The 15,123-nt window shown below is 72.7% G+C and carries 19 protein-coding genes and 1 pseudogene; 5 read left to right on the forward strand and 15 right to left on the reverse strand.

The genetic code is table 11. The features are described from left to right. Positions 1-40 precede the first annotated feature (40 nt). The 8 genes and pseudogenes from ACQPYE_RS19935 to ACQPYE_RS19970 all read right to left on the reverse strand — a co-directional run bounded on the left by ACQPYE_RS19935 (position 41) and on the right by ACQPYE_RS19970 (position 5,176). The gene (locus ACQPYE_RS19935; RefSeq protein ID WP_498713271.1) at positions 41-1,129 is read right to left on the reverse strand and encodes a winged helix DNA-binding domain-containing protein; all 1,089 of its coding nucleotides are present in this window, start codon (positions 1,127-1,129) and stop codon (positions 41-43) included. Further along, positions 1,126-1,974 carry an alpha/beta fold hydrolase gene (locus ACQPYE_RS19940; RefSeq protein WP_498722950.1) on the reverse strand — a complete coding sequence of 283 codons (849 nt, stop codon included), beginning with the start codon at positions 1,972-1,974 and terminating at the stop codon, positions 1,126-1,128. Before ACQPYE_RS19940 ends, ACQPYE_RS19935 begins: the two co-directional genes overlap by 4 nt. After that, positions 1,948-2,213: pseudogene (locus ACQPYE_RS19945) on the reverse strand (epoxide hydrolase N-terminal domain-containing protein); the annotation flags it as partial. The pseudogene ACQPYE_RS19945 and the gene ACQPYE_RS19940, both read right to left, overlap by 27 nt. Before the next feature lie 38 nt (positions 2,214-2,251). After that, entirely contained in the window at positions 2,252-2,701 is a 450-nt protein-coding gene (locus ACQPYE_RS19950; RefSeq protein ID WP_498713273.1) for a GNAT family N-acetyltransferase, read from the reverse strand. A gap of 304 nt (positions 2,702-3,005) precedes the next feature. Further along, positions 3,006-3,563: a MerR family DNA-binding protein gene (locus ACQPYE_RS19955; RefSeq protein ID WP_498713275.1), complete on the reverse strand. Its 558-nt coding sequence runs from the start codon at positions 3,561-3,563 to the stop codon at positions 3,006-3,008. Next, complete coding sequence (locus ACQPYE_RS19960; protein ID WP_498713277.1) at positions 3,452-3,706, reverse strand: MerR family DNA-binding transcriptional regulator; 255 nt, start codon at positions 3,704-3,706, stop codon at positions 3,452-3,454. The genes ACQPYE_RS19955 and ACQPYE_RS19960 overlap by 112 nt, the downstream gene beginning before the upstream one ends. Continuing rightward, a complete protein-coding gene (locus tag ACQPYE_RS19965; RefSeq protein ID WP_498713279.1) occupies positions 3,703-4,023 on the reverse strand; it encodes a hypothetical protein in 321 nt (106 codons plus the stop codon). The genes ACQPYE_RS19960 and ACQPYE_RS19965 overlap by 4 nt, the downstream gene beginning before the upstream one ends. 22 nt (positions 4,024-4,045) lie before the next feature. After that, positions 4,046-5,176 (reverse strand): SagB/ThcOx family dehydrogenase, encoded by a 1,131-nt coding sequence (locus ACQPYE_RS19970; RefSeq protein ID WP_498713281.1) that lies wholly within the window; start codon positions 5,174-5,176, stop codon positions 4,046-4,048. A 374-nt stretch (positions 5,177-5,550) separates the two neighbouring features. Here ACQPYE_RS19970 and ACQPYE_RS19975 point away from each other — a divergent pair, with 374 nt between their 5' ends. Both ACQPYE_RS19975 and ACQPYE_RS19980 read left to right on the forward strand, forming a co-directional pair. Continuing rightward, complete coding sequence (locus ACQPYE_RS19975; RefSeq protein WP_498713283.1) at positions 5,551-5,751, forward strand: hypothetical protein; 201 nt, start codon at positions 5,551-5,553, stop codon at positions 5,749-5,751. A gap of 206 nt (positions 5,752-5,957) precedes the next feature. Then, entirely contained in the window at positions 5,958-7,142 is a 1,185-nt protein-coding gene (locus ACQPYE_RS19980; protein ID WP_498713285.1) for a hypothetical protein, read from the forward strand. Here the strand turns inward: ACQPYE_RS19980 and ACQPYE_RS19985 are convergent. The 5 genes from ACQPYE_RS19985 to glyA all read right to left on the reverse strand — a co-directional run bounded on the left by ACQPYE_RS19985 (position 7,132) and on the right by glyA (position 11,763). Next, the gene (locus ACQPYE_RS19985; RefSeq protein WP_498713287.1) at positions 7,132-7,596 is read right to left on the reverse strand and encodes a hypothetical protein; all 465 of its coding nucleotides are present in this window, start codon (positions 7,594-7,596) and stop codon (positions 7,132-7,134) included. The genes ACQPYE_RS19980 and ACQPYE_RS19985 overlap by 11 nt on opposite strands. Before the next feature lie 34 nt (positions 7,597-7,630). Then, entirely contained in the window at positions 7,631-8,758 is a 1,128-nt protein-coding gene (locus ACQPYE_RS19990) for an FAD-dependent monooxygenase (RefSeq protein WP_498713289.1), read from the reverse strand. Next, the gene (locus tag ACQPYE_RS19995) at positions 8,755-9,276 is read right to left on the reverse strand and encodes a TetR/AcrR family transcriptional regulator (protein WP_498713291.1); all 522 of its coding nucleotides are present in this window, start codon (positions 9,274-9,276) and stop codon (positions 8,755-8,757) included. The genes ACQPYE_RS19990 and ACQPYE_RS19995 overlap by 4 nt, the downstream gene beginning before the upstream one ends. 30 nt (positions 9,277-9,306) lie before the next feature. After that, complete coding sequence (locus ACQPYE_RS20000; RefSeq protein WP_498713293.1) at positions 9,307-10,365, reverse strand: winged helix DNA-binding domain-containing protein; 1,059 nt, start codon at positions 10,363-10,365, stop codon at positions 9,307-9,309. A gap of 81 nt (positions 10,366-10,446) precedes the next feature. Continuing rightward, positions 10,447-11,763, reverse strand: coding sequence for a serine hydroxymethyltransferase (glyA, locus tag ACQPYE_RS20005; protein ID WP_498713295.1), 1,317 nt, complete (start codon positions 11,761-11,763; stop codon positions 10,447-10,449). Positions 11,764-11,838: 75 nt separating this feature from the next. Here glyA and ACQPYE_RS20010 point away from each other — a divergent pair, with 75 nt between their 5' ends. The 3 genes from ACQPYE_RS20010 to ACQPYE_RS20020 all read left to right on the forward strand — a co-directional run bounded on the left by ACQPYE_RS20010 (position 11,839) and on the right by ACQPYE_RS20020 (position 13,819). Then, entirely contained in the window at positions 11,839-12,681 is an 843-nt protein-coding gene (locus tag ACQPYE_RS20010; RefSeq protein ID WP_498713297.1) for a PucR family transcriptional regulator, read from the forward strand. Between the two features lie 10 nt (positions 12,682-12,691). After that, a complete protein-coding gene (locus ACQPYE_RS20015; protein ID WP_498713299.1) occupies positions 12,692-13,324 on the forward strand; it encodes an AAA family ATPase in 633 nt (210 codons plus the stop codon). A 66-nt stretch (positions 13,325-13,390) separates the two neighbouring features. Beyond that, positions 13,391-13,819: a MarR family winged helix-turn-helix transcriptional regulator gene (locus ACQPYE_RS20020; protein WP_498713301.1), complete on the forward strand. Its 429-nt coding sequence runs from the start codon at positions 13,391-13,393 to the stop codon at positions 13,817-13,819. Here ACQPYE_RS20020 and ACQPYE_RS20025 read toward each other — a convergent pair. Together ACQPYE_RS20025 and ACQPYE_RS20030 are read right to left on the reverse strand one after the other, a co-directional pair. Further along, positions 13,800-14,693 carry a hypothetical protein gene (locus tag ACQPYE_RS20025; RefSeq protein ID WP_498713303.1) on the reverse strand — a complete coding sequence of 298 codons (894 nt, stop codon included), beginning with the start codon at positions 14,691-14,693 and terminating at the stop codon, positions 13,800-13,802. The two genes, ACQPYE_RS20020 and ACQPYE_RS20025, sit on opposite strands and share 20 nt — an antisense overlap. Further along, positions 14,690-15,070 carry a hypothetical protein gene (locus ACQPYE_RS20030; protein WP_498713305.1) on the reverse strand — a complete coding sequence of 127 codons (381 nt, stop codon included), beginning with the start codon at positions 15,068-15,070 and terminating at the stop codon, positions 14,690-14,692. The genes ACQPYE_RS20025 and ACQPYE_RS20030 overlap by 4 nt, the downstream gene beginning before the upstream one ends. Between the last annotated feature and the right edge of the window lie 53 nt (positions 15,071-15,123).

Below are 15,123 nucleotides of genomic sequence, written 5' to 3' on the forward strand. Positions count from 1 at the left end.
GGCCGTCGGGCAGGCGCGGTCTGCCCGACGGCCGGACGTCTCAGGCGTGCCCGCCGACCGACACCGTCCCGACGGTCAGCTCCGGCCGCCCCTCCAGGAACTCGCCGACCCGCGCCACCTCCCGGTCCAGCTCGGCCGAGTGCGCCCGGGACAACGCCGCGAACGGCTCCACCGTGACCACGATCCGCCGCCCCGACCGCTTCTGGTGCCACACCCCGGCCACCACGCCGTCCACCAGCAGCACCGGGAAGTTCCCCGCCTGCCCGCCCGACAGCGCCCGCTCGAACGCCCGACCCGGGAACACCACCTCACGCGGGTGGCTGCCCACCACGTACGCGTCGAAGTAGGGGAGCAGCCGCACCCCGGCCGGCGGCTCCTCCGGCCACGACGTGTCGCCGCGCACCACCCACCCGCCGTCCACCCGCTCCAGGTCCGCCCGCTCGAACAGCCCGTTCACCCATCGCTTCGGCGCGGCCAGCCACTTCGCGAAGTGCGCCTGCGTCGCCGGCCCGTAGGACCGCAGGTAGGCGTGCAGCAGCTCCACCGCCCCGTTCGCGGCCAGCGCGAAACCCGGTGACCACCGCTGCGGGCTCGTGTACGCCACCTTCCGGCCCTTGTTCGGCGCGAAGCACATCGCGCCCCGGTCCGACGCCACGCCCATCGCCTCCACCCACCGCGGCCACGGCGTCCCGCCGAACGCCTCCACCACCCGCTCGCCCGCCCACGCGCCGGTGCGCGCCACCACCGCCCCGGTCAACTCGTCACCGGTCAGCTCGTCGTCCCGCAACGCGTCCGCGATCGCCGCCACCACCTGCGCCGCCTGCTCCTCGGTGAGCAGCCGCAGCCGGTGCGGCAACTCCGCCAAGGCGCCCGTCCACATCGGCAGGTCGGCCGTCGGCAGCAGGTGCACCGTGCCACGCGGCCCTCGCGTCTTCACCAACGTCCGGTCCACCCACACCGCGTCCCGCACCTGCTGCCGGGTCAGCGTCGTGCGGAGCCCGATCGACAACTCCGCCGCCGACATCACCTGGGCGTGCGCGCCGCACATCGCCCGCACCACCGCCGCCGGGTCGGCCGACGGCTCCAGCAACGAGTGCCGGCGCAGCCGCCGGCCGATCACCCGGTTCACCGCACCTTCCCGAAGAACGCGCGCACCTCGTCCGCGAACAGCCCGGGCACCTCCAGCGCCACGAAGTGACCGCCCGGCTTGGCGTCCGGCCAGTGCACGATGTCGTTGTGCCGCTCGGCCAGCCGTCGGATCGCGGGCGGACCGCTGTAGACACCCGTCGGCACCAACTTCTGCCCCTCCGGCCACGCGAACCGCTCGGTGTCGTACATGAACCACGACGACGACCCCGCCGTCCCGGTCACCCAGTACAGGGTCGCGTTCACCAGCAGCAGGTCCCGGTCGATGGCCTGCTCCGGCGAGTCCACCGTGATGGTGAACTCCTGGAACTTCTGCACCAACCAGGCCAGCAACGCCACCGGCGAGTCGTGCCAGCCCAACGCGAAGGTCTGCGGCGCGGCGCGCAGCAGCGCGTGGTGGTCCACCCCGGCGCCCGCCCACTCCCGCATCCGCCAGTAGAACTCGCGCTCGTCCTCGGTCAGCACCGGCAGGTCCGCCTCGGTCGGGAACCCCAGACCACCGTTCACGAACACCCCGACCACGTGCTCCGGCGCCGCCTTCGCCACCTCCGGCGCGATGTACGCGCCCAGGTCACCTCCCTGCACCCCGTACCGCCCGTACCCCAGCCGCCCCATCAGCCCGGCGAACACCCGACCGGCCCGGGCGACGTCGAACGGCCCGGTCGGCTTCCCGGAGAACCCGAACCCCGGGATGCTCGGCACCACCACGTGGAAGTCCCGCAAGTGGCCGATCGCGTCCACGAACTCCACGAACGTGCTCGGCCACCCGTGCACCAGCAGCAACGGCAACGCGTCCGGGTTCTCGCTGCGGACGTGCAGGAAGTGCACGTCCACCCCGTCGACCTCGGTGACGAACTGCGGGAACGCGTTCAGCCGAGCTTCCTGCGCCCGCCAGTCGAACCCGCTGCGCCAGTACTCGGCCAGGTCGCGCAGGTAGTCCACCGGCACCCCCGCTGCCACCCGTCACCGGGCAGCGGCTCCACCCAGCGGGCCCGGGCGAGGCGGTCGGCGAGGTCGTCCAGGTCGGCCTGCGGCACGGCGATGCGGAACTCTTCGATCTCGGTCACGACACCGACCGTAGGAGCCGACTAGGTCAGATCCCGTCCTAGATCAATCCGGGATGCCCGAACTGGGCGATCCGCAGCCCGCCTTCGACCACCACCGTGTCCACCAACCGGAACCCCAGCCCTTCGTACAACGCGATGGCGGGCGCGTTCGCCGCACCCGTCGCCGCGATCGCCGGCCCACCCTCGGCCAGCACCTGCTCCACCAGCCGTCTGGCGAACCCGAGCCGGAAGTGGCTCGGCGCCACGCACAACCGGTCGATGTCCAGCACACCGTCCACCTTCGCGTAACCGACGAAGGCCACCATGTCGTTGTCGACGTACCCGCCCAGCCACCGCAACGGCGATCTGCGGATGTCCTCCACCGACTCGTTCAGCCCGGGAATCGCCGTGCTCCCGATCAACTCCGCCTCGACCGCGTACGACTGCGCCGCGATCCGGTGCACCGCCGCCACCGTCTCGTCGTCGGCCAGGTCCAAGGGCACGATCATGAGGCCATCCTTTCCCACGAGGTGATCCGCCGGTTACCCGTCCGGCCACCCGCGGAACCCACCAGGTCAGCCGAGCTCGGCCCGCTCCGATCTTCTCCACATCTCGCGCGTCCGGACCAGACCCTCGACGGGCGGGCCGAGGCACGTGGGGGAGGTGCGCGACCAGATCGAGGTGGTGTAACGCCCCCTCCAATCGGCGGGCATCGATCACGTCGAGGCGGCGGTGGGTTCCTTCCTCCACGCCCAGACCACGCTGAACCGGCACCGGGTGGATGCGGACGCGCCGCCGGTGCCGTTCGAGGCGCTAGTGGGGCTGACGCTGGAGTGGGTGCGGTGGTGGAACACCCGACACCGCATGCCGACGCTGGGCGGGCAGACCCCGGAGCAGGCGTGGTTGGACGATCCGACCCCGTCTACACCGATGTGCACGCCGCGCACGGCACTTCCGCGCCCGGGCCAAGATCACCTCCCACGTGGTGAGGGCACTGGTCCGGTTGGATCGCGACACCGTGGACCGGGAGGTCCTGCACTGGGTGTTCGGCAGACTCGGCGGCCGTCGTGGCTGACCAGGGCCCCGTCTCGGTCCCAGCGTGGCCGCGACGATGGCGTGGGTGCCGCACTCGGCCACCGCCACCACCCGCACCTGCGGAAACGTCAATGCGGCCAGCGCGGTGCGCAGGGTGTCGCGGATGACCCCGAGGTCGGTGATGCGGGCCTCGACGTCGGCCAACTTCGTCGTGACACGCTCGGTCAGCCCCGCCGGTGCGCGGTTGCCATGCCGGTGGCGGCCGGCCTCCAGCAGGTCGGCCACCTCGTCCAGGGTGAACCCCAGGCGCTGCGCGGCCTTGACCACCCGCAGCACAGTGACGCCTCCGGCGGGTACAGCCGGTGCCCGCCCAGGGTCCGTTCCGGCTCGGCGAGCAGTCCGATGCGCTCGTAGTAGCGCAGCGTCTGGGGGTTCACCCCCGCCGCGTCGGCCAACTGCCCGCTGCGCAGGCCGCTCACGCCGCCGGCCCGCCCGCCGCGGACACCCGGACGGCCAACGCGTCCAGCACCTCGACGTGGGCCGCCGGCACCGCGACGCTCAACTCCAGACCACCCCCGGCGGCCGTGAGAGTGAAGGCGAAAAACGAGCAGCACCCGTTCTCCCGGACCATCAGCTCCGCCACCCGCGCGGCCGTCTCCGCGGTGCGTTCCAGCTCCAACAGCAGCGTGGTGCGATCCCGCCGCTCCACCCTGGTCACCGCCGTGGCGAACAGGCCGTCGAACTCCGCAACCCGCGACGGCCGCTCCGCCGTGGGCAACGTGCACGCCTGCGGCACCCCCCGCCCCGGACTGTGGGGTTCATCGCAGGGTGGTGGTCCTGAAGGTGTCCACAGTCGCCTGCGGGGCTGATTGGGCCGGGTGGGGGTGGGGCACTCCGGCGGCGAGGACGTAGAGCGGGATGTGGCCGATGTTGTCCAGTCCGAGGCGTTGGGCGACGGGGGTGTCGCTGAAGGCGCCGGTCTGGGCCGGGCCCAGTCCCAGGGCGGTGGCGGTGAGGGCGAAGGTCTGGCCGAGGTGGCCGGCGTTGAGCAGGCAGACGCGGTAGCAGCGCGGGATGTGGTACTTGCTGCTCATCCGGTCGATGACGGCGGTGAGCACCACCAGGAACGCGGCGCCGCCGACCCACTCCTGGCCGGCGCCCAGCAGGACCGCCTCGTCGCGGTCGAGTCCGGGCGAGAGCAGTTCGAGTGAGTGTTCGCGCAGGTTGTAGTGGTACATGCCGGGCTCGACGCCGGCGACGTTGAGGATGCCGAGGTAGGCGTCGAGTTCCTGGCGCGCGCCGCCGGCGGGGCTGGTGCGGCGGAACAGCGCGCCCGAGCCGGAGTCGATGTAGCCGACCGGGCCGAACACCGTCGACAGCAGCGTGGCCAGGGTCGCCAGCGGCACCGGGTCGTCGGTGAAGTCGCGGTGGGTGCGGCGCGCGTAGAGCACCTGGTCGTAGGGCAGGCGCAGGTCGGCGTGCGGGCGGGGCAGCATCACGCGGTCGGCGTCGGGGTATTCGGTGAACATGGTGTGCCGCGGTCCGTCCTCGGCCGGCACCGCCGTGTCCGACTGCTCCACCGGGTCGGTCTTCCCACCGTCGCCGTGGACGTACCGGTTGTCCAGGGTGGCGTAGTGGAAGAACGACGCCTCGGGCGCCCACGTGCGCCACTGGCGGGCCACCTGCTCGTCGCGGGCGGCCTCGTCGCCGCCCTCGGCCAGCAACGCTCCCGCCTCGTGCAGAACCTGCACCGCCTCGGCGACGGTGTCCGGGGTGAGGTGGTCCAACTGCTCGGCGGCCTTGACGGGCTCGATCCAGTCGTCGAAGGCGGCCAGTATCTCCGCCGCCGCCGGGTGCAACGCCGTGGGCGTCCCGCCGGGATAGGGGTGCACGACGAACTCCCCCTCGAGCCAGTAGCAGGTCAGACAACTCGCACGACGCAGACGCACGACGACTCCAAAGGGGCGCGCGGAACAGGACTCCGGCGGGGACACGGTGCGAGCGCCACGCGATGAGGGGCCGGGCCCGCGTGCACGGGCCCGGCCCACCGGACTGGTCGACTCGACACCAGCCGTTACTTCCTCTTGAAGTTGAAATCGGCCCACGAGTGTGCACCAGTGACCCGTTCCGGGCGGACAACCGGACGGGCCTTCATCGAAATCCTGCGCACGATCCTCACCTCCCCCCTCGTCACATCGAAATCGAAGACGTGTACCGCAGGGATTCCCGCCGCCACCGACGACATCCCCACACCCACCCGACACAACCCGATCCAGTGACAACCGACGCCCGTCTCGACATGCCGGCACGGGGTAGGTCCTCGGTGAGGGCCTGGGACTTCCCCTTGCCGAAGGAAACCTCCCGCTGCGCCCTCGACCAGTTCACCGCGACCGCCGGCACCGCGACGACGTCGCCGGACACGAACCCTGAGCACGGCAACATGCATAACCGGGCGGAAGAAGACCAGCGGGCCACTGATATTCGGCCGGCACATCCGCTGACAGTTCGCGTGCGCACGCGCTGACACGTTGCTGCGTATGCCCAGCTCAGGCGCTGTCAGTTCCGCTGCGCGTCACACAAGTGCCGCGCGGCTTGAACCGGTCGCTCACCTCTGCCCGGATCCCAACTTCCGATAAGTGAACCTTATCGGAAGCCAGGGTCGAGCCGCCTTATAGCGTTGCGTTGCACCCTATAACGTTTGTTTCAACGTAATTCTGCTACGATATTGCCGTGACGACGACGGAAGCCTCGGCGCTGACCTGCAACTACCCCGGCTGCACGCGGTCGGTGTTGAGAGGTGGGGGGCCGGGGCGGCCTGCGGAGTACTGCGACCTGCCGGAACACACCCGGTGGCGGGCGTGGCGGGAGCGGCAGCGGCTCGCGCAGGCGGTGGAGGCCGAGCAGGAGGTCGTCACCGTGACGAAAGGGCCGCAGGGGATCACTGCGGGCAAGATCAGGGCCGAGGAACTGCTGGAGCGGTTCCGGGTGTTGGCCGAGCAGATGTCGACGACGTTGACCGGGGCCGTGGCGGAGCTGACCGCGATCGCCGACCCGAGCGTGGCCGAGAGCCAGGTGCAGGCGGTCGAGGCCGAGGCGGCACGACGGGTCGCCGAGGCGGAAGCGGCGGTCGCGAAGGCGGAACGGCGGCGGCGCGACGCCGAACAGGCACGTCAGGCCGCCGAAGCCACCACCGAGGACGCGGTGCGTGCCGCCGAACAAGCCGAACAGGACGCCGAGGCCGCCTACGGGCAACGTGACGCCGCACGCGCCGAAGCCGACGCCGCCGTCGCCCGGGCCGAGGACGAGATCGCCGCCATCCGCGTGGAAGCCGCGGCAGCCGTGGACGAGATCCGGCGGGACGCGCAGACCCAGGTCGAACAGGCGAAGGCCGACGCGGTCACCCACGCCGAACAGGCCCGGCGGCAGGCGGTGCGGGAAGTCGACCAAGTCCGCGCGGACGCCCAAGCCCAGATCGACCAAGCCCGGCACGACGCGCAGGCCCTGGTCGAACGCTCCCAAGCCGAAGCCCGAGCCCACGTCGACCAAGTGCGAGCGGACGCGCAGACCCGAGTCGAGCGGGCCGTCGCCGAAGCCAGGGCGAGCGTCGAACAGGCCCAGGCCGCCGCACGTGCCGAAGCCGACGCGGCGAACGAGGCGCGGATCAAGGCCGAACGCGCCGAGCAGTCCGCCCACGACGCCCGCACCGAACTGGACCGCGCCCGAGCCGAGCTGACCGACCAGCGCGACACCCACCGCGCCCAACTCGACCAGGTCGAACGCGCCGCCCGCGAACGCCTCGACGCCCTCGAGGAAGCCCGCGCCCAGACCCTGGTCCGAGCCGAACGAGCGGAAAACCAACTCGACCGGCTGCAAGCCGAACGCACCGCCGCGCCGCGGCCCGAGGTCAGTGGATGACGGCCCAGGCGCGGGTGGTCGGGTCCACGATCACCGGTCGCGAAGTCGCGGACGCCCGGGTGGCGGCGGCACAGGTGTGGTGGCTGCACCGGTGTTCGACGTCGAAGGTGGCGCCGTCCGGCAGCGGGACGCGCAGCACGATCTCGTAGACCACGTCGTCCGCACCCTCGACCCGTTCCGCCTCGACGACCTCCGCTCGGACGCGCGTCCCGACGGCTTCCAGCGCGGCGGTTCTCGTGGCGTCATCGGCGATGGAGGCCATCATGCCCACGACGACGAGACCCACGAGCCCGACGCTCACGCCGATGATCAGGGACAGCCACCAGGAGTCGCTCACCACGATCCCGTAGACGGCGATGCCGACCATGGACAGGACGGACAGCACGCCGACGAGTTTCGCGCCCGTGCCCGCCCTTCCGCTGGTCCACGACACCTCGGGCGTGGTCTCCGTCATCCCGTGATCGTAGGGCGGGTGGCGCGGCTCCGGTTCAGCCGAGCGTGACCGGCTTGCCGACCAGGGTCGTCGCCACCACCCGGTTCGCCCCGGGCAGGTTCGACAGCCTCATCGCCACCCGCCGGGCCCGCAGTCGCGACGGCGACGCGGGCAGGAACCAGCGCGCCCCCGACCGTGCCACCTGCTGCTTCGCCACCACGACCGGCCGCCACGCGTGTTCGTAGGCGGCCGGGTCGTCGAGGTGCCCGGCCAGCACCCACGCGCCGCCGATCCCGAGCGACGCGCCCTGCCCGGCCAGCAACGACACCGCGCCGCACGCGTCCCCGACCAGCACCACGCGCCCGGACGACCACCTCGGCAGCTCCACCTGCGCGACCTGGTCGTAGTAGATGTCCTCCGGGCACCGCGCCAACGCCCGCGGCACGACCCAGCCCAGCGACCCGTAAGCCCGGACGACTTCCGCACGCGGGTCGGCGGGCAGGTCCGCGGACGGCGTCCGGTGCACGGTGAACGCCGCCACCCGCCCGTCGCGCAGCCCGTAGAACCCGACCTGGCGGCCCGCGGTGTCGGTGACGCAGAACCGGTCGGCCACCAGCGCGTGCACCGACGGGTCGTCGAACGTGAACGCCGCCGTGTGGAACCCCAGGTACCGCACGTGTCCGTCGCCGAACACGAGCCTCCGCACCGCCGAGTGCACGCCGTCCGCGCCGACCAGCAGGTCACCGGACACCGTCGACCCGTCGGCCAACCGCACGTCCACCCCGGTCGGGCCGTCCTCGACGCCGACGACGCGGGCGCCGAACCGCAGCACCACCCCGACGGGCAGGTCCTCGCGGAACGCGCGTTCGAGGTCCGGCCGCATGATGCTCAGCAGCCGCCCGTTCACCGCCCGCGCCATCCGGTCGAACCGCAGCCCCGCCACCCGACGCCCCCGCGGGTCGACGTACACGGCCTCCGCCACCCGGTAGCCCAGTTCCAGCAGGTGCGGCAGCACGCCCATCCGCTCGGCCGCGTCGTAGCCCGGCCCGAAGAAGTCGATCATGTAGCCGGAGGTGCGCGGCCCGTCGGCCTGTTCCAGCACGACGACCTCGTGCCCGAGCGTCCCCAACCGGTGCGCGAGGGCCAGCCCGGCGATCCCCGCCCCGCTGATGAGCACCTTCACCGCAGCACCCGCCCCAGCACGGGCACGACGACGTCCGCCGGTAGATCCGGCGACAGGGCGCGGTGCAGCAGCACGCCGTCCACGGCCGCCGCCAGCACCGCGGCCGTCTCCGCCGGGGTGGGTACGTCGTGCGACTCCAGCCAGGAGGCGAGCGTGCGGCGGAATTCGACCAGCACCTCGCCGACGGCCTGTCGCAGCTCGTCGTTGCGGGTCGCGGCGAGGAACGTCTCGGTGAACAACTCCTGCCCGCCGTGCTCGTCCAACGCGCCCAGCAGCAGCGCCAACGCGTCCGTCGGCGTCGAAGCGCGCTCCAGCACCGGGGCGAGGCCGTCCACGGCGGTTCGCAGCGCGCCGACGGCGGCCTGCACCAGCACCGCCTGCGTGGAGTCGAAGTGGTAGTGCACGACGCCGGATCCGACGCCGGCGCGGTCGGCGAGCATCCGCGTGCTGACTGCGCCCCAGCCCTTCTCGGCGATGAGTTCCGCGGCCGCGCGCAGCAGTCGTTCTCGAACCGTCATTGGACGATCGTACTGGACGATCGTCCAAATCTAGAGCCGGACGTCGCCCTCCACGCCCGCGAACCGCAACAACCGGGTGCCTTCGGCCTCCACGTCGGCCTTCTGCGCACGGGTCAGCGGCCGGAACACCGCGACGTCCAGCCCGTCGCGGGCGATCTTCCAGGTGCCGTGCACGAAGCCGTCCACCAGCAGCGTCGGCTTGCCGCCGATGATGATCCCGCGCCGGTAGTCCTCGTCGGAGATGACGCGGGTGCGGTCGTCGTGGCCGAGCAGCACGTTGTCGAACTCGGGCAGGAACCGCGCCGGGGCGGGCGTGTCGGCGTCGGGCAACGGCGCGTCGGGCAGGTCGTACAGCGTCCGGCCGCGTTCGTCGGTGAAGACCCGCAGGTCCATCGCCTCCACCACGGCCTTGAGCCGGCTCATGCCCGCCCAGGTCTGCACGTCCTTCACCGACGCGGGGCCGAACGCGGCCAGGTAGCGGCGCACGAACTCCTCGATCGACGCGGCGGGGCCGGCCGGTCCGAGCCAGTGCGCGGCGGTGGTCCACGCCGCCGCGCCCGACCTTCCCCAGACCGCGCGCGGCGTGACCTGCACGGACGGCACGAGGAAGCTGCCCGCGTGACCCAAGGAGCCGGCGTCGCGGTCGGGCCACCGCGAGCCGAGGACGTCGCTGATCTCGCGCCGGGTGCGGGGCTTCTCCTCCAGCAGGGCGGTGACGGCCGCGGTGAACTCGTCGACGTCGAGGCCGTCCATGACGGAGCCGAACGGCGAGGACGCGAACCGGCGGTGCAGGAACGGCCGCAGCAGCGGTTCGAACCGGGCGTGGTCGGCCGCGGTGACCAGGTGGATCGTGGCGCGGTGCAGCGACGCCCGGACCACGTGCCGGTCCAGCAGCAGCGATCCCAGCTCGTCGGCCTGGAACGACCGGATCCGCGACCACAGGCCGTAGTAGGGCGAGAACGGCTCCTGCGCCTGCATCCCGACCAGGTGCTCCACCACGTCGCGGGCGGTCCGGTCCGCCCGTTCGAGCAGGAACTGGCGGTGCAGGGTCGCCCGGTTCAAGGCCCGGGTCGTCAGCTTCTCGATCACCACGTCAGCCTAGGCGTCAACGAGGACCACTACGGTCCTCAATTGCCTCGGTCACGCGTCCTGAACAGCTCCGATCGACGGTCAGGTGGTCGCGTTGACCTCCCGGCGCAGCGCGACGGCGTCGGCCCGGACGCGCTCGGGCGGTTCGCGGTCGATCAGGGCGCGGCGGAGGAGGGCGGCGACGGCGGGCTGGTGCGCCGGGGTGAAACCGCGTCGGGTGATCTCCTGGGTGCCGATGCGCAGGCCGCGCAGCCCCTCGTCGATGCGCTGCCACGGCAGGCCGATGCCGCTGAGGTAGACGCCCGCCTCGCCGAGCAGCACGGCCGCCGCGTCGCCGCCGCCGAGGGTGAGGGCGTCGATCGCGAGGTGGTGGGAGCGGGTGAAGACGCCGTCGTGGCGGGCGACGTCGAAGCCGTTGTCGGCCAGCGCCGCGCCCAGCGCCTGGGCGTTGGCGATGCAGGCCCGCGCGTAGTCGGGGCCGTGTTCGGCCAGTTCGGCGGCGGTGACGGCGAGGGCGCCGAGGCGTCCGGCGTCGTAGTTGGCGAGCATGCCGGGGTAGGCGACGTTCGAGACGCGCTCGGCCAGCTCGGGGTCGCGGGTGACGACGCAGCCACCGGACGGGCCGCCGAAGGACTTGTAGGTGGAGAACGTCATCAGGTGCGCGCCCTCGTGCAGTGGCCGCTGGAACTCCTTGCCGGCGACGAGCCCGGCCATGTGGGAGGCGTCGTAGACGAGGATCGCGCCGACCTCGTCCGCCGCCGCGCGCACCGCGGCGACGTCGTGCGGGAACAGCATCAGGCTCGCGCCGATCACCACGATCCGCGGCCGGTGCACCCGCAGGAAGCCGGGCAGCTTCCCGTAGTCGAGGTCGAGCTCGTCGGGCAGGTAGGGCAGGTCGACCACGGTCAGGCCGCGGATCGCGGGCACGCCCTGGGCGTGGTGGCTGGCGTGGCCGCCGGCGAACTCGGGCAGCACCGCGATCTTGTCGCCGGCGCGGGCGAACGCGGTGTAGACGGCGAGGTTGGCCAGGGTCGCGCTCTGGAGCCGGACCTCGGCGAACCGGCCTTCCATGAGGGAGGCGACGAGCATCGGCGCGAGGACTTCGAGGGTGTCCAGGTGGTCGAGGCCGACCTGGTACTTCTCGCCGGGCCAGCCCATGCTCGGCCGGCTGGACACGGTGGCCCGCACGGCCTCGGCGGCGGTGGGGCTGAGCACGTTGGTGCCCGCGTAGAGCACGATCCCGTCGTCGTCGACCTGGGCGGTGTGCGCTTCGAGGGCCTTGCGGACGGTGCCCGCGACACCGGTCGCGGACAGGTCGGCGGAGACGGCGGCCTCGACCTCGGCGAGCCTGCGTTGCGCCTGCGGTGAGGCCCAGGGTGCGATCCTGCTGTTCGTCACGGTCGATCACGCTAGGGCGTCGGCGTCGGGTGGGGCGACCGTCCGGCGACTGGAGTTGTTCCTACAGTTGTCGGAATGCAGGAGCTGCTGGACGAGCTGTCCCGGGTGCTGGGGCGCGGGGTGTCGGTGGACGACGTGGCGGGCCGGGTGGTGGCGCACAGCGCCCAGACCGACGACGTGGACCGGGCGAGGGTGCGGGCGATCCTGACCCGGCGGGTGCCCGCGGACGTCGCGGCCTGGCAGGAGCAGCACGGCGTGGCGACCGCGACGGGGCCGGTGCGGGTGCCGGCGAACGCGGCGTTGGGGTTCCAGCAGCGGGTGGGTTTCCCGCTGCGGCACAACGGGGTGCTGGTCGGCTACCTGTGGGTGCTCGGCGACGTGCCGGAGCTGGACCTGGGTGAGCGGTTGGCGGCGTTGGCGGCGCAGGTGCCCGTCGGTGAGCGGGCGCCGGTGCGGGTGGTGGTGGCGGTGGAGCCCCGGGTGGTGCGCACGGTGCCGGCCGCGGACGCCCTGCCGGACCTGCCCGGTCACGTCGGGGTGAGCGACCCGCACCCGCCCGACCGGACCGGCGCGGCGTACCAGCAGGCGTTGGCGGCGGCGGAGCTGGCGCGGCTGGACCCGGCGTTGCCGGATCGGGTGCGGTGGTCCGAACTCGGCGCGTACCGGCTGCTGCTGGGCGCGTCGCCGGACGAGGTGCTGGCGGGGCTGTCGGAGGTGCTGCTGCGGACGCTGGAGGTGTACCTGGACTGCGGCTGCGAGGTGCGCGCCGCGGCGGAACGCCTGCACCTGCACCGCACCAGCCTGTACTACCGGTTGGGTCGGATCGCCGAGCTGACCGGCCGCGACCTGTCCGACGGCGGCGCCCGGCTGGAGCTGCACCTGGCGCTCAAGCTCGTCCGGTTGGCGCGGCGTCCGTAGGGTCGGTGTCGTGCTCCTGTGGATCAACGGCCCGTTCGGCGGCGGCAAGACCCAGACCGCGCACGAGCTCCGGCGGCGGTTGCCGGGCAGCTTCCTCAGCGATCCCGAGCACGTCGGGTTCGCCCTGCACCGGATGACGCCGCCCGCGCTGCGCGGCGACTTCCAGGACCTGGTGTCGTGGCGGCGGGGTGTGGTGGAGGTGCTGGACCGGGCGGCGACCGGGCACGACGGGGTGGTCGTGGTGCCGATGACGGTGGTGGAGCCCGCCTACTTCCGGGAGATCGTCGGCGGGTTGCGCGACCGGGGCCACGACGTGCGGCACTTCGCGTTGCTGGCCGAGCGGGAGACGGTGGTGCGGCGGCTGCGGGAACGCGTTCTCGGGCACGCCGCGCAGGTTGTGCTCGGCAAGGACGTGCCGCTGCGGCGGGAGAGCTTCGCGCTGCGGGTGCTGGACCACTGCCTGGAACGGCTGCGCGAGCCGGAGTTCGCCGAGCACGTGTGGACCGACCACATCACGGTGGCGCAGGTCGCGGACCGTGTCGCCGCGTCGGCCGGGCTCACGCTGGCGCCGAACACCGACGGCAGGCTGCGCGGCCGGGTGCGGCGGACGTGGACTTCGGTGAAGCACATCCGTTTCGACTAGCGGCGTCACCCGAGGGGCGCGACACGATAGGGTGATCGACTTCTCTGACCGATGTCAAGGAGTGACGTGCCCGACGACCTCGGCCTGTTGCTGTACCTGCCGCACCGCGAGCTCGAGAACCGGGTGTTCGCCGCCCTGGCGCGGGCGGGGTTCGACGACGTGACGCCCGCGCAGGCACGGGTGTTCCACCGCATCGACCGGCACGGGTCGCGGCTCACGGAGCTCGCGGAGGCCGCCCGGGTCACCAAGCAGACCGCCGGTTTCCTGGTCGACCAGCTCGAACGGGCCGGTTACGTGGAGCGCGGCCCGGATCCGACCGACGCGCGGGCCCGGCTGGTCCGGGTGGCCGCGCGCGGGCGCCGGGCGATCCCGGTGTGCCTGGACGCGATCGCCGAGGTGCAGCGGGAGTGGACCGCGCACCTGGGCAGGCCGCGGATGGTGGCGCTGCTCGACGCGCTGGCCAGGTTGCGCGAGATCACCGACCCGGACCGGTAGCGCCCGGGCAGTGCGGCGGGCGGGCCCGGTCGCCGCGGCCCAGTTCGACGCGGATGTCGTCGTTGTCGGCGAGCACGACCACGGTGCCGCGGTCGCGGGTCCAGCCGTCGGAGACGAGGAAGTACTTGGCGCCGACCTTGGCGAGCAGCCGCAGGCCCACGTGGCGGAACCGGTAGCGGGAGCCGTCGGCGGGCAGGGGCTCCTCGCAGGCGCCGGGCGCGGTGATGTGCAGTCGTTCCCGGGTGTAGACGACGACGGTGGTCTGCCGGTGCAGGTCCTCGGCGTAGTCGCGGGCCAGTTGGACGCCCCGGACCTCGGCGTAGTTGCCCGCCGACCAGAACAGCGAGAGCGACACGACGGCGAAGCCGAGCACCCTGGTCCACGCCGGGTGCGCGTCCGGTCGGCGCAGGCCGCTCGCGTGCAGCGACAGCAGGATCCCGCCGCCGACCGCGAGCGGGAACGCGTAGAAGCTGGTGACCGGGAACAGCAGCCCGAGGGCCACGGTCAGGGCCGGCAGGACCAGCCACGCCGCCGACAGCACCACCGAGAACGCCCGCGCGCGGTGGCCGGGCCGGTCGGTCGCCGCGCGGACGCGGGGTTCGAGCCACCGGCAGACCAGGGCGATCCCCACGACGACCGCCAGCAGCAGGAACACCGGTCCGACGCTGCGCAGCACGTAGTCCGTGGTGGACATGCCCAGCACGGCGCTGTCGATGCCCAGCTCGCGGGCCTGCACGTCGCTGCGCCGCCAGCCGAAGTAGACCAGCAGGCCGGTGAGCACCGTGACGTTGGCCAGCGCCTCGCCGACGCGTCGCACCGCGTCCGGCTCGTCGGAGCCCTTGCCTGGCGCGTCCCGGCCGGGCTGGGCGGTCATGCGGTGGTGGTCGTGGTCATCGTGCGAGTGGTGGTGGTCGTCTGAGGGGTCGTGGTGGTCGGGGCGGTGCGGGTGCGCGGGTCGACCTCCAGGGTGGACTGCGCCTGCGCGCAGGCTCGCGAGACCGACCACCGGTGCACGTCGTCCTCGGGGAAGCTCGGCGAATCCGGTCCCTCGGGGAGGAACCAGCCGTACCGATCCCCGGTCTTCGACCCTGTGGTGGTGTTCCCGCCCGACCCGGTGCCGGTGGTCGGGGCGGTGGTCGTCCGGTCGGTCCCGGTGTCACCGCCCGGGTGGTCGAACACCCCGCTCTCGCACGAGGTGACGCCCACGACGATCGCCACCGCCACTGCCCCCCTGGTGATTCGCGCCCACACGATCCGGCCTCCTTCACCATCACTCCCCGAGCTAGGAGGGTGTGGCGGAGGGT

This window comes from Actinosynnema sp. CA-299493 (assembly GCF_050946825.1).
Lineage (GTDB): Bacteria > Actinomycetota > Actinomycetes > Mycobacteriales > Pseudonocardiaceae > Actinosynnema.

Coding starts and splice junctions, on each gene's coding strand:
- ACQPYE_RS19950 (WP_498713273.1), bottom strand. CDS start 2,701: ATGATCGTGCCCTTGGACCTGGCCGACGACGAGACGGTGGCGGCGGTG.
- ACQPYE_RS19985 (WP_498713287.1), bottom strand. CDS start 7,596: ATGACGGAGACCACGCCCGAGGTGTCGTGGACCAGCGGAAGGGCGGGC.
- ACQPYE_RS19995 (WP_498713291.1), bottom strand. CDS start 9,276: ATGACGGTTCGAGAACGACTGCTGCGCGCGGCCGCGGAACTCATCGCC.
- ACQPYE_RS20010 (WP_498713297.1), top strand. CDS start 11,839: ATGCAGGAGCTGCTGGACGAGCTGTCCCGGGTGCTGGGGCGCGGGGTG.
- ACQPYE_RS20025 (WP_498713303.1), bottom strand. CDS start 14,693: ATGACCGCCCAGCCCGGCCGGGACGCGCCAGGCAAGGGCTCCGACGAG.